At 42.6% G+C, this 22,481-nt stretch carries 24 protein-coding genes; 15 read left to right on the top strand and 9 right to left on the bottom strand.

Translation table 11 applies throughout. The annotated features are described in order from the left end of the window. Positions 1-245 precede the first annotated feature (245 nt). The 6 genes from pnp (at position 246) to CYG50_RS17295 (ending at position 6,353) form a co-directional block, all read left to right on the top strand. Positions 246-2,369 carry a polyribonucleotide nucleotidyltransferase gene (pnp, locus tag CYG50_RS17315; RefSeq protein WP_102138266.1) on the top strand — a complete coding sequence of 708 codons (2,124 nt, stop codon included), beginning with the start codon at positions 246-248 and terminating at the stop codon, positions 2,367-2,369. 144 nt (positions 2,370-2,513) lie between these two features. After that, the gene (nlpI, locus tag CYG50_RS17310) at positions 2,514-3,380 is read left to right on the top strand and encodes a lipoprotein NlpI (protein ID WP_102138265.1); all 867 of its coding nucleotides are present in this window, start codon (positions 2,514-2,516) and stop codon (positions 3,378-3,380) included. A gap of 100 nt (positions 3,381-3,480) precedes the next feature. After that, positions 3,481-3,561, top strand: coding sequence for a hypothetical protein (locus CYG50_RS23700; protein ID WP_490049685.1), 81 nt, complete (start codon positions 3,481-3,483; stop codon positions 3,559-3,561). Next, on the top strand, positions 3,551-5,491 hold the full coding sequence (locus tag CYG50_RS17305; protein ID WP_102138207.1) for a DEAD/DEAH family ATP-dependent RNA helicase: 1,941 nt from the start codon (positions 3,551-3,553) through the stop codon (positions 5,489-5,491). Before CYG50_RS23700 ends, CYG50_RS17305 begins: the two co-directional genes overlap by 11 nt. A gap of 33 nt (positions 5,492-5,524) precedes the next feature. Then, positions 5,525-6,034, top strand: coding sequence for a type II toxin-antitoxin system RelE/ParE family toxin (locus tag CYG50_RS17300; RefSeq protein ID WP_311136305.1), 510 nt, complete (start codon positions 5,525-5,527; stop codon positions 6,032-6,034). Continuing rightward, the gene (locus tag CYG50_RS17295; protein WP_102138206.1) at positions 6,024-6,353 is read left to right on the top strand and encodes a helix-turn-helix domain-containing protein; all 330 of its coding nucleotides are present in this window, start codon (positions 6,024-6,026) and stop codon (positions 6,351-6,353) included. Before CYG50_RS17300 ends, CYG50_RS17295 begins: the two co-directional genes overlap by 11 nt. Before the next feature lie 4 nt (positions 6,354-6,357). Here the strand turns inward: CYG50_RS17295 and btsR are convergent, their stop codons facing one another. Then, on the bottom strand, positions 6,358-7,074 hold the full coding sequence (gene btsR / locus CYG50_RS17290; protein WP_102138205.1) for a two-component system response regulator BtsR: 717 nt from the start codon (positions 7,072-7,074) through the stop codon (positions 6,358-6,360). 19 nt (positions 7,075-7,093) lie between these two features. Next, the gene (locus tag CYG50_RS17285) at positions 7,094-8,779 is read right to left on the bottom strand and encodes a sensor histidine kinase (RefSeq protein ID WP_102138263.1); all 1,686 of its coding nucleotides are present in this window, start codon (positions 8,777-8,779) and stop codon (positions 7,094-7,096) included. Between the two features lie 633 nt (positions 8,780-9,412). Here CYG50_RS17285 and CYG50_RS17275 point away from each other — a divergent pair. The 5 genes from CYG50_RS17275 (at position 9,413) to CYG50_RS17255 (ending at position 13,411) form a co-directional block, all read left to right on the top strand. Continuing rightward, positions 9,413-10,384, top strand: coding sequence for an HlyD family secretion protein (locus CYG50_RS17275; protein WP_102138203.1), 972 nt, complete (start codon positions 9,413-9,415; stop codon positions 10,382-10,384). Positions 10,385-10,395: 11 nt separating this feature from the next. After that, entirely contained in the window at positions 10,396-11,541 is a 1,146-nt protein-coding gene (locus CYG50_RS17270; protein ID WP_102138202.1) for an ABC transporter permease, read from the top strand. Then, positions 11,541-12,695, top strand: a complete 1,155-nt coding sequence (locus CYG50_RS17265) for an ABC transporter permease (RefSeq protein ID WP_102138201.1) — start codon at positions 11,541-11,543, stop codon at positions 12,693-12,695. Before CYG50_RS17270 ends, CYG50_RS17265 begins: the two co-directional genes overlap by 1 nt. Before the next feature lie 130 nt (positions 12,696-12,825). Then, the gene (locus CYG50_RS17260) at positions 12,826-13,113 is read left to right on the top strand and encodes a type II toxin-antitoxin system RelB/DinJ family antitoxin (RefSeq protein ID WP_004905876.1); all 288 of its coding nucleotides are present in this window, start codon (positions 12,826-12,828) and stop codon (positions 13,111-13,113) included. After that, complete coding sequence (locus CYG50_RS17255) at positions 13,094-13,411, top strand: type II toxin-antitoxin system YafQ family toxin (RefSeq protein WP_102138200.1); 318 nt, start codon at positions 13,094-13,096, stop codon at positions 13,409-13,411. Before CYG50_RS17260 ends, CYG50_RS17255 begins: the two co-directional genes overlap by 20 nt. A 39-nt stretch (positions 13,412-13,450) precedes the next feature. Here CYG50_RS17255 and CYG50_RS17250 read toward each other — a convergent pair whose 3' ends face one another. Together CYG50_RS17250 and ubiU are read right to left on the bottom strand one after the other, a co-directional pair. After that, on the bottom strand, positions 13,451-14,326 hold the full coding sequence (locus CYG50_RS17250; RefSeq protein ID WP_102138199.1) for a U32 family peptidase: 876 nt from the start codon (positions 14,324-14,326) through the stop codon (positions 13,451-13,453). 17 nt (positions 14,327-14,343) lie between these two features. After that, positions 14,344-15,339, bottom strand: coding sequence for a ubiquinone anaerobic biosynthesis protein UbiU (gene ubiU, locus CYG50_RS17245; protein WP_102138198.1), 996 nt, complete (start codon positions 15,337-15,339; stop codon positions 14,344-14,346). Positions 15,340-15,852: 513 nt separating this feature from the next. Here ubiU and ubiT point away from each other — a divergent pair. Next, complete coding sequence (gene ubiT / locus CYG50_RS17240) at positions 15,853-16,377, top strand: ubiquinone anaerobic biosynthesis accessory factor UbiT (RefSeq protein WP_102138197.1); 525 nt, start codon at positions 15,853-15,855, stop codon at positions 16,375-16,377. Next, a complete protein-coding gene (locus tag CYG50_RS17235) occupies positions 16,371-16,874 on the top strand; it encodes a GNAT family N-acetyltransferase (protein WP_102138196.1) in 504 nt (167 codons plus the stop codon). Before ubiT ends, CYG50_RS17235 begins: the two co-directional genes overlap by 7 nt. On the opposite strand, the gene CYG50_RS17230 is transcribed toward CYG50_RS17235, so the two are convergent. Then, complete coding sequence (locus CYG50_RS17230) at positions 16,847-17,185, bottom strand: GIY-YIG nuclease family protein (protein WP_102138195.1); 339 nt, start codon at positions 17,183-17,185, stop codon at positions 16,847-16,849. The two genes, CYG50_RS17235 and CYG50_RS17230, sit on opposite strands and share 28 nt — an antisense overlap. A 269-nt stretch (positions 17,186-17,454) precedes the next feature. Here CYG50_RS17230 and bhsA point away from each other — a divergent pair, with 269 nt between their 5' ends. Together bhsA and CYG50_RS17220 are read left to right on the top strand one after the other, a co-directional pair. Beyond that, positions 17,455-17,706, top strand: coding sequence for a multiple stress resistance protein BhsA (bhsA, locus tag CYG50_RS17225; RefSeq protein ID WP_102138194.1), 252 nt, complete (start codon positions 17,455-17,457; stop codon positions 17,704-17,706). Positions 17,707-18,012: 306 nt separating this feature from the next. Continuing rightward, complete coding sequence (locus tag CYG50_RS17220; protein WP_102138262.1) at positions 18,013-18,450, top strand: YhbP family protein; 438 nt, start codon at positions 18,013-18,015, stop codon at positions 18,448-18,450. On the opposite strand, the gene nrdG is transcribed toward CYG50_RS17220, so the two are convergent. The 4 genes from nrdG to pyrI all read right to left on the bottom strand — a co-directional run bounded on the left by nrdG (position 18,447) and on the right by pyrI (position 22,468). After that, the gene (gene nrdG, locus CYG50_RS17215) at positions 18,447-18,911 is read right to left on the bottom strand and encodes an anaerobic ribonucleoside-triphosphate reductase-activating protein (protein ID WP_102138193.1); all 465 of its coding nucleotides are present in this window, start codon (positions 18,909-18,911) and stop codon (positions 18,447-18,449) included. The genes CYG50_RS17220 and nrdG overlap by 4 nt on opposite strands. 4 nt (positions 18,912-18,915) lie before the next feature. Beyond that, positions 18,916-21,054: an anaerobic ribonucleoside-triphosphate reductase gene (nrdD, locus tag CYG50_RS17210; RefSeq protein ID WP_102138192.1), complete on the bottom strand. Its 2,139-nt coding sequence runs from the start codon at positions 21,052-21,054 to the stop codon at positions 18,916-18,918. A gap of 400 nt (positions 21,055-21,454) precedes the next feature. Then, on the bottom strand, positions 21,455-21,841 hold the full coding sequence (ridA, locus tag CYG50_RS17205; RefSeq protein ID WP_004907508.1) for a 2-iminobutanoate/2-iminopropanoate deaminase: 387 nt from the start codon (positions 21,839-21,841) through the stop codon (positions 21,455-21,457). Positions 21,842-22,003: 162 nt separating this feature from the next. Beyond that, positions 22,004-22,468, bottom strand: coding sequence for an aspartate carbamoyltransferase regulatory subunit (pyrI, locus tag CYG50_RS17200; RefSeq protein ID WP_102138191.1), 465 nt, complete (start codon positions 22,466-22,468; stop codon positions 22,004-22,006). Between the last annotated feature and the right edge of the window lie 13 nt (positions 22,469-22,481).

The raw sequence follows: 22,481 nt of genomic DNA, 5'->3' as shown, positions 1-22,481 counted from the left end.
CCCTTTTCTTCTAAAAGTTGTTTTGAAAGTTGAAGTAATACTCGAATTATACTTAACTTAAATGCTAAGCTATAAGTCGTAGTAAGCAGTTTTATTAATGCCTCTTCGCTACATCCGATTCGCGCGGCTAATGAGAGAATTGATCACGGGAATATCAGTATTCTCATTAGTCGCGAGGCTGTAGTAGGAAGAGTAAGCCAATGCACCCTGAGAATCTCAAGGTGCCTTACAAAAAGGGTAATATAGTGTTAAATCCTATTGTTCGTAAATTCCAATATGGTCAACATACTGTTTCGATTGAAACAGGTATGATTGCACGCCAAGCATCTGCTGCTGTTATGGTTAACATGGATGACACTGCAGTATTTGTAACTGCAGTTGCACAGAAGAAAGTGAAAGAAGGCCAAGACTTCTTCCCTTTAACGGTTAACTATCAAGAACGTACATATGCAGCGGGCCGTATCCCGGGAAGTTTCTTCCGTCGTGAAGGTCGTCCTGGTGAAGGCGAAACGTTAATCGCACGTTTGATTGACCGTCCTCTGCGTCCTCTGTTCCCAGAAGGTTTTTACAACGAAATTCAAATCATTGCGACCGTTGTCTCTGTTAACCCACAAGTTAACCCAGATATCGTTGCGATGATCGGTGCATCTGCGGTATTAGCGCTGTCTGGTGTTCCATTCAATGGCCCAATCGGTGCGGCTCGTGTTGGTTTTATCAACGACCAATATGTTCTGAACCCAACAGCGGACGAGCTGAAAAATAGCCGTTTAGACTTAGTGGTTGCAGGTACTGATAACGCGGTATTAATGGTTGAATCTGAAGCTGATTTATTAAGTGAAGAACAAATGTTAGGTGCGGTGGTATTTGGCCACGATCAACAACAAGTTGTTATTCAGAATATCAATGAATTAGTGAAAGAAGCCGGTAAAGAGAAATGGGATTGGCAGCCAGAGCCAGTTAACCAAGCTCTGAACGACCGTGTTGCTGCATTAGCAGAAAGCCGTATGGGTGATGCATACCGCATTACTGAGAAACAAGAACGTTACGCACAAGTTGACTTAATCAAAGAAGAAGTCACTGCGGTATTAGTTGCAGAAGATGAAAACGTTGATGTTTCTGAAGTGGGTGATATTTTAGCTAACTTAGAAAAACAAGTGGTTCGTAGCCGTGTTATTCGTGGTGAGCCACGTATCGATGGTCGCGAAAAAGATATGGTCCGTGCACTGGATGTACGTACTGGTGTTCTGCCACGCACTCACGGTTCTGCGTTGTTCACTCGTGGTGAAACTCAGGCGTTAGTGACTGCAACATTAGGTACAGAGCGTGATGCACAGGTTATCGACCAATTAATGGGCGAGTACACTGACCGTTTCTTGTTCCACTACAACTTCCCTCCATATTCTGTCGGTGAAACCGGCATGGTCGGTTCACCAAAACGTCGTGAAATTGGCCATGGCCGTTTAGCGAAACGCGGTGTGTTAGCTGTTATGCCTGACCACGCAGATTTCCCATACACCGTACGTGTGGTGTCTGAGATTACTGAATCTAACGGCTCGTCTTCAATGGCGTCTGTTTGTGGTGCGTCTCTGGCTCTGATGGATGCTGGTGTACCAATTAAAGCAGCGGTTGCTGGTATTGCCATGGGTCTGGTAAAAGAAGGCAACGACTTCGTTGTTCTGTCCGATATCTTAGGTGATGAAGACCACTTAGGTGATATGGACTTTAAAGTAGCTGGTAGCCGTGAAGGTATCAGCGCACTGCAAATGGACATCAAAATCGAAGGTATCACTAGTGAGATCATGCAAGTTGCATTAAACCAAGCAAAAGGTGCGCGTTTGCACATTCTTGGTACGATGGAACAAGCAATCAATGGTCCACGTGAAGAAATCTCTGAATTTGCTCCACGTATTTACACTATCCGCATCAACCCAGACAAAATCAAAGATGTCATCGGTAAAGGTGGTTCTGTGATCCGTGCGTTAACGGAAGAGACAGGCACAACAATCGAAATCGAAGATGACGGTACTGTGAAGATTGCAGCAACGGATGGCATAAAAGCGAAAGAAGCTATTCGTCGTATCGAAGACATTACTGCAGAAGTTGAAGTGGGCCGCATTTACCCAGGTAAAGTAACTCGCATCGTCGACTTTGGTGCATTTGTTGCTATCGGTGGCGGTAAAGAAGGTCTGGTTCACATTTCTCAAATCGCGGACAAACGTGTTGAGAAAGTGACTGATTACCTGCAAATGGGTCAAGAAGTTCCTGTTAAAGTATTGGAAATCGACCGTCAAGGGCGTATCCGTCTTAGCATGAAAGAAGCGGTAGCAACTGAAGAACAAGCAGCGCAACCGCAGGACTCAGCAGAGTAAGCTGGCCTAACAGTGCTCTATTAAGTTAGGGCGCTATCAGCCTAAGTTTGCTGAAACCATAATTTGTAAAGCGTGGTAATGTAAGGGCGGAGTATGTTGAACAGTATCTGTCTTCGGGTGAGAGATTATCGCACGTTACCGCGTGTGCTCTTGGCGCTTATCTTTTTTGTTATTATTGGATGTAGTAGCAAAGATTGGCGAAAGAACGAGGTATTTGCCGTTCCACTTCAACCTTCATTGCAACAAGAAGTGATACTGGCTCGTATGGAACAAATCCTTGCGAGCCGGTCTTTAACCGATGATGAATACGCACAGCTTTTATATGAGCGCGGTGTGTTGTATGATAGTCTCGGTTTAAGGGCGCTGGCGCGTAATGATTTTTCAACTGCGTTAGCCATTCGTCCTGATATTCCTGAAGTTTTTAATTTTTTAGGGATATATTTTACGCAGGCAGGGAATTATGATGCTGCCTATGAAGCGTTTGATTCTGTTTTAGAGCTTGATCCAACTTACAATTTCGCGCGAATGAATCGTGGCATCGCATTATATTACGGTGAACGATACAAACTAGCGCAGGATGATCTGCTGGCGTATTATCAGATAGATCCAAATGATCCTTTTCGTACTCTGTGGCTTTATCTCGTAGAGAAAGACATAGACCCGCGTATGGCGCAAGATAATCTTGCCGCCCGCTACAACCAAGCGGAGAAAGGGCAATGGGGCTGGAATATCGTAGAATTCTATCTTGGCAACATCAATGAAACGACATTGATGGAGCGTTTGAAAGAAACATCTACGGATAACACTTCGCTCGCTGAGCATCTCAGTGAAACTAACTTCTATTTAGGTAAACATTACCTAAGTCTGGGGGATAAGAATAGCGCAGTTGCGTTATTCAAACTGACGGTGGCTAACAACGCTCACAGCTTTGTTGAACACCGCTATGCATTGTTGGAATTGGCGCTGTTAGGCCAAGAACAAGACGACCTTTTAGAATCGGGCCAGCAATAGCTGACGAACATTTCACGATATTTTTTTAAGTCATCATCCCTCGGGGTGACGGCCTATTTGTTCGTTTAATAAACACAATTTGAGCCAGTTCACATTTTAAATGAAAATGACCGAAATGATTTTCCCATGGTTATGTAAACTGGCTGCCATTAAGTATGAGGCACCTTTACATGACTACTGAGACCGATATTTCTTTTGCTGAGTTAGGTTTATCAGCATCTATTTTGACAGCACTGAATGACCTGGGATATGAAAAACCATCTCCAATCCAGCAACAATGTATTCCATTGTTAATGGATGGCAATGATGTTTTAGGTATGGCACAAACGGGTAGCGGCAAAACGGCTGCATTTAGTTTGCCATTACTGCATAACATCGACCCAGATTTAAAAGCTCCGCAAATTTTAGTACTTGCTCCAACTCGTGAGTTGGCTGTTCAAGTGGCGGAAGCAATGAGCGATTTCTCTAAACATATGAACCGCGTTAACGTTGTTGCCCTGTATGGTGGTCAACGTTATGACGTACAATTACGTGCACTGCGCCAAGGACCACAAATTGTTGTGGGTACACCGGGTCGCCTTCTTGATCACTTAAAACGTGGCACGTTAGATCTTTCTAAATTAAAAGGCTTAGTCTTAGACGAAGCTGATGAAATGCTGCGTATGGGCTTCATTGAAGATGTTGAAAACATCATGAGCCAAATTCCAGCTGAGCACCAAACTGCGCTGTTCTCTGCAACAATGCCTGAGCCAATTCGTCGTATTACACGTCGTTTTATGAAAGACCCGAAAGAAATTCGTATTCAGGCTAGCATTACCACTCGTCCAGACATTGCTCAGAGCTATTGGACAGTGTATGGCATGCGTAAAAATGAAGCATTAGTACGTTTCTTAGAAGCGGAAGACTTCGATGCAGCGATTATTTTCGTGCGTACCAAAAATGCGACATTAGAAGTGGCTGAAGCGTTAGAACGCAATGGCTACAACAGTGCTGCACTTAATGGTGACATGAACCAAGCACTGCGTGAGCAAACTTTAGAGCGCTTAAAAGATGGTCGTTTAGATATCTTGATCGCAACTGACGTTGCAGCACGTGGTCTGGACGTTGAGCGTATTAGTTTAGTTGTTAACTATGACATCCCAATGGATGCTGAGTCTTACGTTCACCGTATTGGTCGTACAGGTCGTGCAGGCCGTGCAGGTCGTGCGTTACTGTTCGTTGAGAACCGTGAACGTCGTCTGCTGCGTAATGTTGAACGCACGATGAAGCTGACTATCCCTGAAGTTGAATTACCAGATGCAGATCTGTTGAGCCAACGTCGTCAGGCGAAATTTGCTGAGAAAATTCAACAGCAATTAGAAAGCAGCGATTTAGACCAATATCGTTCACTGTTAGCGAAAATGTCTCCATCAGAAGATGTCGACATGGAAACATTGGCAGCGGCATTATTAAAAATGGCTCAAGGTGAGCGTGCACTGATCCTGCCACCTGATGCGCCACGTCGTCCACGTCGTGAATTTAATGACCGTGATGACCGTCGTGGTGGTGATCGTCGTGACCGTAACAGCAACGGCAATGGTTTTGACCGTGCTGAGCGCGGTGAGCGTGGCGGTCGTCGTGAGCGTCGTGATGTGGGTGACATGGAAATGTACCGTATTGAAGTTGGCCGTGATGATGGTGTGGAAGTTCGTCACATTGTTGGGGCGATTGCTAACGAAGCGGATATCAGCAGCCGTTATATCGGTAATATCAAATTGTACGGAACTCACTCGACAATTGAATTACCAAAAGGCATGCCAACTGACGTGTTAACACATTTAAGTCGCGCACGTATTTTGAATAAACCCACTCAAATGCAGCTGATCGGTGATGCACAACCGTTCGAACGTCGTGGTGGCGGTGAGCGTCGTGGTGGTCCACGTCGTGAAGGCGGTAGCGAAGGTGGTTTCGGGGCAGGTCGTCGTAATGACCGTGGTGGTGAGCGCGGTGGCGAACGTCGTGGCGGTGGTGAGCGTCGTGGCGGTGGTAACCGTGACCGTGGTAACTCTGCTCCACGCCAAGATGGCACCAATGCGGCACCTCGTCGTCGTAGCAGCAGCCATAACGCGTAATTGCTAGGTTTTAGGGAATTTAATTCCTAATAAATGAAAACCCGTATTTCTTGGAAATGCGGGTTTTTTTGTTGCCTTAAAAATGAACGATACAGATTGCCTTCAAAAATAGCACTTGCTACTATAGTAATGAGTACTACATGGAGAGTAGTTGTGGCGTTCTATAAAATTTCATCATTTAAGCGAAGCACTAAAAAAATCAATATAAAAGATAAACAGTTACTTAAGGCTGCAAATGAAGTTTTACAGGGGTTTTATGAGGCAGACTTAGGGAGCGGTGTAATTAAAAAAAGGATCGCGATTAATGGGAAAGGGAAAAGTGGTGGGATCAGAGTTATTATCTTCTTTAAAGCAAGCCACCATCTCTTTTTTGCTGATGGGTGGGATAAAAGTAATATAAGTTCCAAAGGAGCAAAGGAAATTGCAGAAGATGAGTTAGATGCATATAAGGGCCTATCTCGACTTTTTCTTAGCTATACGGATGATAAAATTGCTGATTTAGTTTTGTGTAATATTTTGGAGGAACTTACTGATGAGCAATAAATTAGAAAACATGCTTGAGCTAGCTAAAGAATTACATAATGTTGATGCGGCACCAGAAAGTTTAGTTAATGATTTAGAAAGGAAAGTTAGAGCTCGAAATATAAATAAAAAAATAAAAGTTATACCTATGATGAGTGGTGCACAAATAAAGCAACTCCGTGCTCAATATGGAATGTCGCAAGCAACATTAGCTTTAGTTTTAGGTATGTCTAAGGAAAGCGTTTCTAAGTGGGAAAGAGAAGAAAAAAAACCCAGCGGCCCAGCTCTTCGCATGTTACATCTTATAGAGCAACGAGGGCCTGAGATTTTAATTATTTAGTAATTCAAACCAAGCCCAGTGCCTCTTTCAGTGGTTTGAGGTAACGACGGCTGACAGGTATATGTTCACCGGAACTAAGTACTAACTCTGCTTGCCCACTATCACCAAACAGAATTTCATTCAGCTGAGTCATATTGACCAAATATTGGCGATGGCAGCGCACTAATGGTGTGCGCATTTCTAATGTGCGCAAGGTGAGCTCAGTAAAGCCTTCTTGCCCTTGTGTGCTCATCACATACACACCACTCATACGCGAAGTGGCATATAGCACCTCATCAAGCTTCATTAAGTAAATGCGGCTGTGCCCTGTGCATGGAATAAATTTTAGCGGTTCGTTATTGGCTAGAAGTTCAAGGTTCTGCTTTTGCTTACCTTGACGTAAGCGATTCAAGGTTTTTTCCAGTCGCTCCGTTTCAAGCGGCTTTAACAAGTAATCAAATGCATGTTCTTCAAAAGCCTGAATGGCAAATTCATTAAAAGCGGTAAGAAACACAATATAGGGGCGGTCTTCTGGGTCTAACATGCGCACCATTTCAAGGCCTGTTAAGCGTGGCATTTGAATATCCAGAAAAACCACATCAGGCTTTTTTTTGTGGATCATTCCAATTGCTTCAATCGCATTGGCGCATTCACCAATAATTTCAATATCATCGTGCTCTTCGAGTAGGCAACGCACGTTTTCACGTGCCAGAGGTTCGTCATCAACAATCAATACATTCATAGAGGTAATTTTATCATTATTATGTTGTAGCCAAATAAGGCAGGCGAATTTTCATTCGAGTGAATTTTTCCGGCTCATGTTCTACACTGATACCATATTGTTCGCCATATTTTAAACGTAAGCGTTTATCGACTAAGCCCATCCCTAAGCCATCACTTTGCTTCGCTGGTTGGTAGAGCCCCGCGTTATCTTCTATTTCAATATAGACGTGCTTGCTACCGATATAACTGCGTATTGTAATATATCCAGTCTCTAATAACTGTGAGGTACCGTGTTTAATTGCATTTTCAACAAGGGGTTGCAAGGTAAATGCAGGAAGTTCAACCTGTTTAACTTCCTCAGGAATTTCGATATGGATCTGTAAGTTTTCTTGAAAACGGGCTTTCTCTATCTGCAAATAGGCGTTGATATGTTCAATTTCTTCACCAAGCGTGGCATTTTGTTCAGGCCGTTTTAAATTATTGCGAAAAAATGTCGAAATATACTGCACAAGCTGGCCTGCTTGCTGGCTATCTTTGCGGATCACAGCTTGCAGCGTGTTGAGCACATTGAACAAAAAGTGAGGGTTCACTTGCGCATGAAGTAACTTCACTTCTGACTGTAAAAGTGATTGTTTATTGCGCTCATATTGGCCCGCTAAAATTTGTGCAGAAAATAAGCTAGCGATCCCTTCACCTAGAGTCCGATTTATGGAACTAAACAGGCTATTTTTCGCTTCATACAGTTTTATTGTGCCAATGACCTTTTCGTTTTCTCCACGTAATGGGATCACTAATGCAGAACCAAGCTTGCAGGTAGGGCTTAATGAACATTTATACGGGGTTTCATTACCGTCAGCATATACAACTTCATTATTTTCAATGGCTTGTCTTGATTGAATGGATGAGATCGGTGTTCCGGGCCGATGGTGATCAGCACCAATACCAATAAATGCGAGTATTTTTTCACGATCAGTAATAGCAACGGCACCAATTTCTAATTCTTGATAAATAATCTTAGCGACTTTCATACTGTTGTCAGCATTGAAGCCTTTACGCAGAATTCCTTCAGTAGTTAAGGCGATTTTTAGCGCCTGAGCAGAGAATGCAGTGGTGTATTTTTCAACAATAGCGCGGCGGTCGAGTAAAATACGAATAAACATGGCTGCGCCAATCGTGTTCGCGATAACCATCGGTGCCGCGATATTTTTAACGAGTTCGAGGGCTTCATCGAAAGGTTTTGCTAACAACAAAATAATTAGCATCTGTATGATTTCAGCAATAAAAGTGACACAGCTGGCGATCACAGGATTAAAAATTTTATTAATTTCGCCACGTTTCATAAAGTGACGATGAACTAGCCCACCAATCAACCCTTCAACAATCGTTGAGACCATACAGGCAAAGGCGCTCATGCCACCCAATGAGTAACGATGTAATCCGCCAGTAAAACCGACGGCAAAGCCTACCGCAGGGCCACCTAATAAGCCACCAAGTACGGCACCAATGGCGCGAGTGTTCGCAATAGAGTCATTGATATGCAAACCAAAATAAGTACCGATAATGCAAAATACTGAAAAAATTAGGTAGCACATTACCTTGTGAGGTAAGCGGATGGTAACTTTAAGTAAGGGGATAACCAGCGGGGTGCGACTGAGGACCCATGCGATCACTAAGTAGACGCACATTTGCTGGAGGAGGAGTAATATTAAGTCAAATTCGTACATGCTCGTCATATTTCACATTCTGGGGGTGTTGACTGCGTTCAGCTCCTTGGGTCACATACTTGTGTATGCTCCCCAAGCTATCTTCTCTTGTCGCCTACCCACAATGCGAACTATTTAGAGCATGGCTCGTCACATTTCACATTCTGGGAGGGACTGCGTCCAGCTCCTTGGGTCACATACTTGTGTATGCTCACCAAGCTATCTTCTCTGGTCGCCTACCCACAATGCGAACTCTTTAGAGCATGGCTCGTCACATTTCACATACTGGGGGGACTGCGTTCAGCTCCTTGGGTCACATACTTGTGTATGCTCACCAAGCTATCTTCTCTTGTCGTTTTCTATCTCACCGAATTACTTTTTAGCGCTGAATTGGGGGAGGGTTATTCACGTTAACTATCTTTTATTAGTTTTTATTTGGCTGGCTATTATACCGTAAGCCATTGGTTAAGTAATCGACATTTGAGAAAAGTACGTTCATCATTATTTGACATAAGGCCAAAATCGTTTCAATATTAATCAATGTCCTACCTTTTCGTGATCTTGCGCACGAATTTATTAACACTGTATTTAACTTTCTTGTCATACTCTAGGGATGATAGTTTCCCCCGTTATTATTTAAGGTTCACATCAATAATGAAAAAAAGAACAATAGCACTGATTTTGCTGATGCTTATCTTAATCGCAGCAGCGGCACTTTTTCATTCTCATAACCAATATTTATTGTTGCAGGGGGAAGTGGATGCACCTGAAGTCATCGTCACGTCGAAAGCAAAAGGGCGGGTGATTGAGCGTCATATTGAGCGAGGTGATGACGTAAAACAAGGGCAACTCTTATTAACATTAGAAAGCCCTGAGCTGCAAGCGCAATATGAAGCATCAAAAGCCGCAAGAGACCAAGCAAAAGCACAGCTAGAGCTCTCTATTAATGGCACTCGTGAAGAAACTATTCGTGATCTTCAGGCCACCTTGGCGCAATCCAACTCCCAGTATCAAAATGCATCTCGTGAATATGCACGTTTGAGTAATTTAAAAAACAAAGGGTATGTTTCAGCGAATGAGTTAGATAACGCACGTAAGGCCAAAGAAGTGGCATTTTCGCAAGTACAAGGGGCAAAAGCCCGATTAGAAGAAGGCCAGAATGGTGACCGTATTGAATTACGCCATCAATATGAAGCCGCACTTAATCAGGCAGAACAGAAATTGGCTGAATTGCAAGTACAGGTTGATGATTTGCAAGTTAAAGCCCCTGTAGATGGGGAGGTAGGACCTATCCCAGCAGAAATTGGTGAGCTATTTAATGCCGGAAGTCCTCTAGTTTCATTAATACGTCTACCGCAAGCTTATTTTGTCTATAACTTGCGTGAAGATATTTTAGTTGATGTAAAAAAAGGCGACAAAGTGCAGCTGGATGTACCTGCCTTGGGGAACAAGTTGATTGAAGCTGAGGTTCGCTATATTGCGCCGAAAGGTGACTATGCGACAAAACGAGCGACACGTGCAACCGGTGACTTCGATTTAAAAACATTTGAAATTCGCTTATATCCTGTAGAGCCGATTGAAGGGCTAAGGCCTGGCATGAGTGTGTTATGGCACTGGGATAAGTAAAAGGTGTTGCCATGAAATTTAAGTTCGCTTGGCACGGTTTTGAGCACGCCTTTAGCCGTGAAACCCAAATGGCTATTCGTAGCCCTGTTTTTCATTGGTTAAGTTGGCTGTTTCCATTAATGCTGTTTACGTTAGTTAGTGCTAACTTCTCAGAGGGGACATTAATGGATTTGCCCGTTTCTGTGGTGGATAATAACCATAGCCCGGTGTCTCGGCAGATTATTCGTGACCTCGACGCGGGCCCACATGCGGATGTGAAAACCATTGATGACAATCTCAGTACATCATTAAAACGACTCGGTAGTTCAAAAGATTACGCGTTATTGTATATTCCTCATAACTTTGAAGAAGATGTCTTACGGGGTCGTCAGCCTGAACTTCGTATGTATTATAATGCACTCTTTTATGCATCAGGCAGTTATGCCATTCAAGATTTTAGTGGGCTGGTGGCAGAGCTGAATGCGAAGTATCGCCAAGAAATGGCGAAGTCAATGGGAAAGGCATTGCCACCGTTAGCTCAAGTGACACTCTCTTATGACAGCTTATTCAACCCGAGTGGTAGTTATATTTATTATCAACAGTTTGCCGCAACTATTCATATGCTGCAGCTGTTTGTTGTTACCGCAACAATCTATACGATGTCACGGGGTTCCACCTTACAAAGTGTTAAACCGTTTATCATGGCGCTGCTCGGGAAGCTAGCTCCTTACACCTTATTTTTCAGTATATTACTTGCTGTAGAGATTGCGGCATTGGTCACTATCTTTGATGCTAAAGTGGTAGGGAACCCGTTATATATGATTGTATTAGGGTTTTTCTATGTGATAGCAGCACAAAGTATCGGCTTATTACTGTTTAGTTTTACCTCAAGTGCCATCATGGCATATAGCTTGATAGGGATGTTGGTGAGTATCGCTTTGGCCTTTTCGGGTATGGCGGTACCGGAGCTATCAATGATATTGCCTGCGCAAATTATTTCGAATATTGAACCACTTACTCATACATTAAATGCTATGTTTGATATTTTCTTGCGGGAGATTTCCTTTTCTCGCATCGTTCAAGTGTGTCTATTCTTATTGATTTACCCCTTTGTGATTGGCTTTTTAATCCGTAAGCGATTAATAAAACGGTTAGAAAACCAAGGGGGGGCTGTCTGATGTCCATCTATTTTGCAACCTTTCGTAAAGTGCTACTGGGGATGCTGGAAAAACCGATGTGGTTGTTATTGTTGGTTTCTCTGTGTGTTATGAGCTTAGTTTATGCAAAGCCTGTTCTTTGGGATTTACCTGTTGCCGTGATTGATATGGACCACAGTACGGCAAGCCGTGAGCTAATTCGTGATCTCGATGCAACACCAAAAGTGCAATTGCAGAGTTATGACAACCTTGCTCAAGCGCGGCAGGATATGATTGCGAGAAAGCTATTTGCGATAATTATTATTCCAACGGATTTTCAACAACACTTACTGAGCGGTAAAAATATCACTGTGCCAGTGTATGGTGATGGAACCAACCGGCTAGCGAGTGGGCAAATTCAGCAAGAGTTATCAAAAGCCTATCAAACACTGCTCAATGCCTATAACACCCAGTTACTCACTAAAGCAGGCTATAGCCAAGAGCAAGCCAAAGTGATTATTACCCCTATTCGCAGTGAAACTGAGCCATTGTATAACCCAGGGATCAGCTTTGCAGCGATTGTGTTTCCTGGCCTTTTGGTGATGTTATTGCAGCACTCCCTGCTGATTGCCTGTGTGCGAGTTAGTATCGCGGTGCGTTCTACACCTAAAGGAAAACCGCCATTAGCCGTTTATTTAGGGGCGTTATCTGCTTTAATTCCGATTTGGTTATTTTTATCTACCGTATTTTTTGCCCTTTGGCCGTGGGTATTGGGGTATCGGCAAGAAGCGCCACTGTACGTGATTTGGATGTTCACGTTCCCATTCCTATTGGCTGTTCTGGGGCTTGGCAAGTTAGTGACAGAATGTTTGCGCAGCGTTGAAATGATTTATTTAACTTTGGCATTCATTACGACCCCAGTGTTTTACATGTCAGGAACGATTTGGCCACTGCAAGCGATGCCTGACTGGGTACGTATGATTGCTTCAGCATTGCCATCAACATGGGCCACGAATGCCATGGCAGGTCTTAATCAAATGGGGCTACCGTTTAGCGATGTCCTGATGGATATCGTGATGATGCTGATTTTAGGGGTTATTTATACGGTCATTGGGGTATTCATCGGTATGCTCCGAGATGGCGAACTACGTCATATTAGCCATATGTTTAACCGTTGGCGCAGGCATCGGCATTAATATTTAATCGTGTTTATTGTCTATTAGAAAAGGCGGCCTAAAGAAATAATGACTAATTAATCGACAAATGCTAAACTCAACCACAATGTAGTCACAATGTAGCTACGTTTGATATGTGTGGGGGGATGATATGTCAACACTATTGAAAACAACAGATGTTCGTAGTCGAATTGATGAACAATTAAAAGCGGAAGCCACGAGTGTATTACAAGATTGTGGTTTGACTATTAGCGCAGCTATTCGTTTGTTTTTAGAGCAAGTAGTTCAAGAGCAAAGAGTTCCCTTTGAAATCAAACGTAAGCAACCTTCGCTGAAAACTACACTAGCGTTGAAAGAAGCTAAAGCTATTGAGCAGCACTACGATTCAATTAACGAAATGATGGTGGAGTTAAGCAAAGTTGACTCAGAAGCCAAGTAATAAGCGAGCTAAGCAACCAAGGCAGGTTGCTTATACACCAACGTTTAAGAAGTCATGGGAACGATATAACCGAGCGGGCCGTAGGGATATGAATGCGGCTGTTCTCGTTATGGAAATACTGTTTTCTCAAAAAATAATACCAAAAGAATATCTTGACCATGAATTAGAAGGTCATGAATGGCAAGGATCTAGGGAGCTTCATATTGGTGGTGATTTCTTACTGGTTTATCGCTTGTCAGATAAAGGTAATTTAATCACTTTCGTTGATATTGGTTCGCACAGTGAATTATTTGGTTAAGGTAATGAGCTATAGTTCGAGCTCATTACCTATTGTATATCAAGGCACTAGCAACAACCCTGCAATTTGCCGCCAATAGCCATTGCAGTTTTGATTGGCTATATTTAGCGGAATATCCCCACTTTCATTGGCTTTAAACTGCTTGATTATCTCAAGGGATCCAATACCTTCAGGGGAAATGCGCACAATGTCCACAAGCTCATGCATTGAATGCAGGTCATTGCCGAGGTTATAGCAAGCGCCACTGAGCGTTTGAATGCCATTCAACGTAAACACTTGCTGTTGCTCCTGGGAGAGCACTTTGCGCCCTTGAGGGTAATTAATACAACAAGTTTCACACTCGTCTTTTTGCTTATTTTCAGAGCGTGCAGTAAAACAGCGCGCGGAATAGGCAAGTGGCAAGTGCCCATAGCTCATGACCTCAACATCAAATTTGCCACGAATGCCGATATCATCGCATTGGTTAAGTAAATTGACTAACCAATCTCGAGAAAGCTCTACAGGCATACACCAGCGCACCATGCCTTGGCGTAAGAGAATATTTAAGGTTTGCGCGTTGTAGCAATTCAAACCGTGGCCCGCGACAAAAGGCAGGTTTCTTTCGGCTAACATGTTGATCACACCAAAATCATGGGCTTCAACGAGAAACTCACCATTATCAACTAACTTGCTGATCTCTTTAAGTTCTGAAGGTGCTTGAAGGAGAGCAAGGGTGCTCAGGACAATTTGTTTGCCACTTTTAGCGAGCTGCTGGGCGAGTTCTATCCAGTCATTGGGCTTCATTTCTCGACGCTTACTGCACACCGTCTCACCGAGATAAATAATATCGGCATCACTTTGCATGGCGTGTTGATAAAAATCTTCCAGCGTCTGTTTTGGCCAATAATAAAGAACAGATCCTAACGAGTACTGCATGATATTTACCTTTTAAATTACTGCCATTTACGGTGATAGGCGCCTAATGTAGTTTGGCTTCCTTCAGAAAGCCCACCTAATGCTTTTAGCCATTTCGGGTCGGTGACAAAGTGATTAGGGTTGGATTTGTAGCGGTCGATGGCTTGTCGCCAAATACGGGTCACTTCCGTTACGTAAGCGGGGCTACGCTGGCGGCCTTCAATTTTGACAGAAGCAATATTCGCTGCCATCAACTCAGGTAATAATTCAATAGTGTTGAGGCTGGTGGGCTCTTCCAGGACATGGTATTTCTGTTCATCGACAAGATAACGTCCTTTACATAGCGTTGGATAGCCTGCATTTTCATCTTTTTGGTAACGGTCTATCAACACATTATTTAAGCGAGATTCCATTCCTTCTTCTGTTTGTTGCCAGCGAACAAAACGTGCTGGGGAACATGCACCTACGGTATTTGGTGACTCACCAGTAAGATAAGAAGAAAGGTAGCAACGTCCTTCTGCCATAATGCACAGGCTACCAAAGGCGAATACCTCAAGTGGTACAGGGCTATTTCTAGCCAGTTGTTTGACTTGATGAATAGATAAAACGCGAGGAAGTACGACGCGATGCACATCGAAATTGCGTTGATAAAAGCGAATGGCTTCTGTATTGGTGGCAGAGGCTTGAACTGAAACATGTCTTTCAATATGCGGGTATTTATTTGCAGCGTACTCTAACATTGCGATATCGGCTAAGATCAACGCATCGGCACCGAGATCTGCTGCAAGATCGACGGAGTTTTGCCAACGTTCGTAACCATTAGGATGCGCAAACGTATTAATCGCAATATGTAATTTACGTTTACGGTTATGAATATAGCGCTCTGCTTCGTGCAGTTTTTTTTCCGTAAAATTAAGCCCTGCGAAATGGCGCGCATTGGTATCATTCTTTAATCCAATATAAACGGCATCAGCACCGTTATCGACAGCCGCTTTTAAAGCGGGCAAATTCCCTGCGGGGCAGAGTAATTCCATTGTCCTATCCCTGTATAAAATTTAACAGCTGACATTCTAGTCAACAGAACTGTTATAGATTTTGATTTAGAGCAGAGAAATTGTTAATGGATATCAGTATTCGTTAATTAAGGTCGTTAAGGAAATAAGGAGGCTGGTGGGTAATAAAGAGACTTCACCAAATATCAGAGAATAAGTTTTATAAATATGGAGTATGAATTATTTTTGACTGATTTTTGAATGTTTATTGGAGAAAATAGGTAATTAGAGATAGTTTTTATCAAAGGGATGTGAGAAATAAATATTGGCTGGATGGGCAAAAGTTGATATAGGATCAAACCAATAATATCATTTTTTGGCAAGATAACTCATCATGAGTCAAATGTTAGGTTAATGACTTCAAAAAATGGAGTTATTAGCGTTGAAAATTTAACCATCTAAATATGCAATATGTTACCCTAAATAATTCGAGCTGCTACTGTTGTTAAGTAGTTACACGAAAACGGGCAGACAATTACTACGGGAGTCAGTACTGTGTTAAGTAAAATTCGTTCTCAACTCATCACAAAAGGCCCTTCATTTTTAAAACTGCCTTTGAAAGTGACCCCATTCGCACTGCAGCGTCAGGTCCTTGAACAGTTGTTAAGCTGGCAATTTCGTGAGTCAGTGAAGGAAGGGGAGCTGGATTTTCTTGAAGACAAATGGCTAAAGGTTGAGGTTCGTGACTTAGCGTTAGTCTGGTTTATCAGTTTGCAGGGCGGCCAACTCTCCGTAAAACAGCATGCAGAAGCGGATGTTAGCGTGAGTGGTAATGCGAATGATCTGGTACTGATTGCTGCACGTAAAGAAGACCCTGACACACTCTTTTTCCAGCGTAGGCTGGTGATTGAAGGGGATACCGAACTCGGCCTCTATGTGAAGAATTTAATGGATGCTTTCGAGCTTGAAAACATGCCAGCTCCACTGCGTTTTGCTTTGCTACAATTGGCCGATGTGATTAAAACCGTGCATGAAAGCGAGGACGCAGAGCATAAATCGCCTGTGTTAACATCATGCTAATCCGAGTTGAAATCCCTGTCGACGCAATGGGTATTGATAAATTATTGCGAGAAACCTTTCCAACTGAAGCGGAAGCTAACCTTGTTCAACATTTACGTGAAGATGGTTTGCTAACGCTCGGTGTTGTGGCAACAAATGATGATGGTGAAGTGATCGGCTATGTTGGCTTCACGCCAGTGGACGTTAACGAGGAAGACGTACAATGGGTAGGTCTTGCACCATTAGCGGTAAATAAAGCGCATCAAGGCCAAAGAATTGCAGAAAAACTGGTCTATGAAGGGTTAGATAGCCTCAATGAGTTTGGTTACGGTGCGGTCGTTGTACTGGGCGATGAACGCTACTATTCACGTTTCGGTTTTGAACCAGCTGCAACCCACGGTATAAGTTGCCAATGGCCTGAACAACAAGCCCACTTTTTGGTTTGTGGCTTAGAAAATGGCGAAATTGGGGAACATCAAGGTTTAGTGACTTACCCTTCACACTTCAATAACTTATAGTTAGCTAAGTAGTTAACTAGGTCATCAGGCTGGTCAATGACCAGCCTTTCTTTTGTCTTTTTATTCAGTTGCTTAACTTGATATTCTATTTTTGATGCGGCTGAGCGAGAACCAATAAAACAAGAAAATACCAGTTCTAGTGGCATTTTTCCTTTCAATGCTTTTGCCCCTGTTCCTGCCTTATGTTGTTCAAAACGACGTTGTACATCGGTGGTGATACCACAATACAAAGCGTTATTTTTCTCTCTCACTAAGTAAAGATACCAATCACTTTGTTTTAATTGTTTTTTTTCTAGAGTTTTTTTTATCATTCTGTGCTGATTTATAAGAAAAAAATATAAGGTTACAACGAATATATTCGTTAAGTAAGATATTTATAACATATTAAAATTTAAATAAAAAACGATATGAAACTGTCACAAATTTGTAACCTCAACTTAAGTTAGCATTCAAATTATTTGAATAACTATAGCAAAATTAGCTAATTTTCTTTTCAAAATAAAGCGCATAATATGATCCATATCACAGAGGGACAGTAAAAATCCCAACTAAAAATCAAGTTTACAAGAAGGAATGTACAATGAAAAAATCAACATTATTTGCTGCTGCTTTGGCTTTAGGTGCTGTTTCATTTGGTTCAATGGCCGCTGAAGAAGTTCAACATACTAGTCAACCTGCAACAGGTTATGTATCAGTAACTGGTGCGGTAAGTGTTAATGACCTGACCGCACAATTGGCCAAAAAAGCTGATGAAGCTGGTGCGACTTCATTCCGTGTGATTTCAGCTGGCGGTGAGAATAGCATGAGTGGTACTGCGGCTATCTACAAATAAATTTATTCGTCATATTTACTCGTCATACTTCGAGCCGTAGCGTTGTTGGCCGCGTTCATCCGCACTAGTCACATACTTATGTATGCTCCTAGCGCCTCGTTCACTTGCCGCCTAGCTACAACTCGAATTATTTAGAATAAATACTCGAATTTAGTTGGCGTATAAGTCTAAAAACATTTAGGTTAATATTTCAGCTAGTTAGAGTATAGTAATAGCGAATTTTATGCCTACGTTCAGAACAGTTTAAGCAAGCTTAAGGGGAATACCCTGAAAGCTTGTTCTGAACGGGTTTATATGGAAACCGCTATGACGCCTGAACAAACGTTAAAACACATCCAACGCTATATTGCCCGCCAACACGTTTTTTCCCTTTTTGCTCACCATAACAATGATATCTGGCCTGCCAGTTGTTACTATGCATTTGATGCGAAAAAGATGTGCCTGATTTTAATGACAGATCCAAATTCAAAACATGGGCAATTGATGGTGGCTAACCCACAGGTTGCTGGCACAATATCGGCACAGACCAAAGCTGTGAATGCAATACAAGGTATTCAATTTACAGGTGAAATTAAAATATTAGAAAGTGAGGAAGCACAGCTCTCTCGCGGTTTCTACTGCCGTCGTTTTCCTGTGGCAATAGCAGCGAAACTGCCTGTTTGGCAGCTTCACTTGCAGAATGTCAAAATGGTGGATAACAAATTAGGTTTTGGTACCAAACTATATTGGGAACGGCAAATTTAACGCAGTCTGTGGATTACCTGATTCGAGCTACCGCGCCAAATTAAGCGCGGGTCATGTAAATCTTGCTCGAATTTGCCGTCAATCACGGCATTGACAAAACTCACCACTTTTTGCTGTTCAAGCGTGAAATCACCCAATGTGTATCCTGTCCATAACCAGATGTCCTTATCTGGGCAAACTGCTTTTACGCGCTTTACCAACTTGAGCACCGCAGGTAAATTGGCTGGGTGCAGCGGGTCTCCGCCTGAAAGGGAAAGCCCTTGCCGATGGATTCGCGTGTCCTGCAAATCTTGGATAATTTGGTCTTCCATTTCTTGGGTGAATGGTATGCCTGAATCCACTCGCCATGTACTTTGGTTGTAGCAACCACGGCATTGATGAACACAGCCTGCGACAAACAGCGTACAGCGAGTTCCTGGGCCATTGACCACATCAACAGGATAATATTGGTGATAATTCATAGCATTAACCTATTTGGCCGTTACCTAAGTGCTTGATACGACGCTTCACTTCTTCCTGTTTTCCTGCATTGAATGGTCTGGCATCTGGGCTACCTAAATAACCGCAAACTCGACGAATGACAGAAACTCTATTTGTGTCATGATTGCCGCAAGCAGGGCAGGTAAAGCCTTTGCTAGTACAAGAAAATTCACCCGAGAAACCGCATTCATAACACTCGTCAATTGGAGTGTTAGTCCCATAATAAGGCACATGTTGATAACTGTAGTCCCACACGTCCTCTAAGGCTCTAACGTTATGTTGTAAGTTAGGATATTCGCCGTAACAGATAAACCCACCATTCGCGATAGCTGGATAAGAGGCTTCAAAATCAATTTTATCGTAAGGATTGACTTGTTTTTCAACATCTAAATGGAAGCTGTTGGTGTAGTAACCTTTGTCGGTAACACCTTGTATCACCCCAAATTCAGCGGTATCGATATGGCAAAAACGGTCACACAAGTTTTCACTTGGTGTGCTGTATAAGCTGAAACCGTAGCCTGTTTGGGCTTTCCACTCATCAGTGGCTTGGCGTAAGCGGCTGACAATCTCGACCGCTTTTTTACGTAATTTTTCATCATCATAGACATGAGTCTGTGTGCCAAAAAGCGCATTGATGGTTTCATGCAACCCAATGTAACCTAAGGAAATAGACGCACGTCCGTTTTTAAAGATCTCAGCAACGTTATCGTCAGCTTTTAACCGAACACCGCAGGCGCCTTCCATATACAAAATTGGCGCGACGCGCGCTTTTACGGTTTCTAAACGGGCAATGCGGGTCATTAAGGCTTTTTTGGCAATTGCTAGACGTTCATCCAGTAATGCCCAAAATGCATCTTCATTACCTTGCGCTTCGATAGCAATGCGAGGCAAGTTTAGGCTGATAACGCCTAAATTGTTGCGCCCATCATGAATTTGTTGCCCATTTTCTTCATAGACGCCAAGGAAGCTGCGGCAACCCATAGGTGTTTTAAATGACCCAGTCACATCAACAACGCGATCGTAGTTAAGAATATCAGGGTACATGCGCTTACTCGCACACTCTAAAGCGAGTTGTTTGATGTCGTAATTAGGGTCACCTAATTTGTGGTTTAGGCCATCATTAATTGCAAATACGAGTTTCGGGAAAACGGCTGTTTTGCGGTTTTTGCCAAGGCCGGCAATGCGATTTTTCAGAATTGATTGCTGAATGAGCCTCGCTTCTTTAGACGTTCCAAGGCCAAAACCGAAGGTCACAAAAGGGGTTTGGCCATTTGCGGTGTGAAGTGTATTGACTTCATACTCTAAGGATTGAAAAGCATCATAACACTCTTTATCTGTACGGTTGTGTGCATAACCTTCCGCATCTGCAATTCCCCACTCTTTGGCGACTTTTAGGTGCTTTTCATAGCTGATTGCGACATATGGCGCTAAGATTTCGTCAATACGGTTAATTGTCGTACCGCCATATATATGGCTAGCAACTTGGGCGATAATTTGTGCTGTGACGGCAGTGGCCGTTGAAATAGACTTTGGTGGCTCTATTTCTGCATTTCCCATTTTAAAACCATTCGTTAACATACCTTCAAGGTCAATTAACATACAGTTAAACATCGGGAAAAAAGGTGCATAGTCGAGGTCATGATAGTGAATTTCGCCTCGTTCGTGTGCAATAACGACATCTCTCGGCAAAATATGTTGTTTTGCATAGTGTTTAGCGACAATACCCGCGAGTAAATCGCGCTGTGTCGGGATCACTTTACTGTCTTTATTGGCATTTTCATTGAGTAAAGAGACGTTACTTTGTTCGATTAACCCACGAATGTCATGCGTCAATTGGCTGCGTTTTTCACGTTCGCTGTCTCTATCGTGGCGATATTCAATGTAAGCACGGGCTAAGTCTTTATAAGGCCCGGCCATCAGCTGGTTTTCAACTGCATCTTGAATGTCAGCGATATCCACTCGGTCACGGCTGCAAAGTTGCTCTGTAACAGCAGAAGCAACCTGAAGACAATAATCGTCATCCTTAACATTCACAGCAGCCGCTGCACGTTTAACGGCTTCTTGAATTCGTGGAAGGTCAAAACCGACCTGACAACCATCTCTTTTTATAACAACCGTTCCCACGGGCATTCTCCTTGTTAAGTTATCCACAATGCGACTTCAGCTATTCGCCATGTTTATCACGGGTACTAATCTGTGGATAAAATGTGAATAAATACTATATGTTGTGTCATCTTGTGTAATTAAAGCACAATATATGGGATTTTGCTTTTTTTTAGATCACCACTATTTGATTTAAAACAAGGAAAAAAATAATTTGTATGAATATCAAAAGCGCAGAGGAAATAAATCTTTTCAGTTGCTAGTATTCATATCAGTGATCTAAATAAAAAAGAGATGTGATTTTCTTTATTCGCAAAGCATGAAAATGACTACTGTGACGGGGAATTTATTCTGTATCGGAGGTAGACAGTAATGAAAGACACCCCACTCAAAGGATGGGGTGTTTGGCTCGAATTAATCGTTATTTACGTACTGCGATTGCTTCGATTTCAATTTTCACGTCTTTTGGCAGGCGAGCAACTTCAACGCAAGAACGAGCTGGGAACGGTGCATTATGCTGTTTGAAAAATTCTTCGTAGGTTGCATTCACGGTCGCAAAGTCATTTAAATCTTTTACAAATACCGTTGTTTTCACGATATTAGCCGCACTTAAGCCAGCTTTTTCTAAAATTGCTTTTACGTTAGCCAGTGATTGGCGAGTTTGTGCTGCGATATCTTCAGGCACTTCACCGGTTTTAGGATCAACAGGGATTTGCCCTGATGTGATAACCATACTACCCAAATCTACGCCTTGAACGTAAGGACCGATCGCTGCTGGTGCGTTTTCTGTATTGATTTCGTATGACATAACTACTCCGTTTCATCACGTAAAGAGAAAATACTCGTCATATGGCAAGCCACAGCGGTTTCTGTAGTTTGGTATGATGTTGAGTATAACTTTATGGGGTGTTAGGCACTATTATAAACATGGATTGCACCTAGACAACACCGCAGTCTACGCAAAAATAACTTACTGGTTATTGATCACAGCGTCTCTATCGAACTCTTTTTCACAGAATTTACACGTGAGTGCGACTTCTTTGCCGATTTTTTTCACACGGAAACTGCTTGATACGGGCTCATTATGGCTAATACAGTTGCTATTTGGGCAAATTAACACGTTGTCGATATAGTGAGGCAGTGTGAGCTCAAGCTTTTCTACCACTTGGTAATCTTCAATACGATTAACGGTGGCTTCAGGGGCATACATAGCTAATTGGTTAGCTTGCTCTGGGGTTAAAAAGGTATTTTCGATTTTGATAATGTCTTTTTTGCCTAGATTACTTGATGGCAAATTTAAACCAATCGTGATGCGTTCGTCTGTTTTTGTTAGCTTAAACAATTTTAGTAACTTGAAACCAATTTGAGCAGGAATGTGGTCAATAACGGTACCGTGGCTGATTGCTTCAACTTGTAATTTATGGTCGTGTGTCATGGTAATTTCCTCC

This window comes from Providencia huaxiensis (genome assembly GCF_002843235.3).
GTDB classification, from domain to species: domain Bacteria; phylum Pseudomonadota; class Gammaproteobacteria; order Enterobacterales; family Enterobacteriaceae; genus Providencia; species Providencia huaxiensis.
Note: the sequence above shows the minus strand (reverse complement) of the source record. Positions and strands in the feature narration are given on the sequence as shown.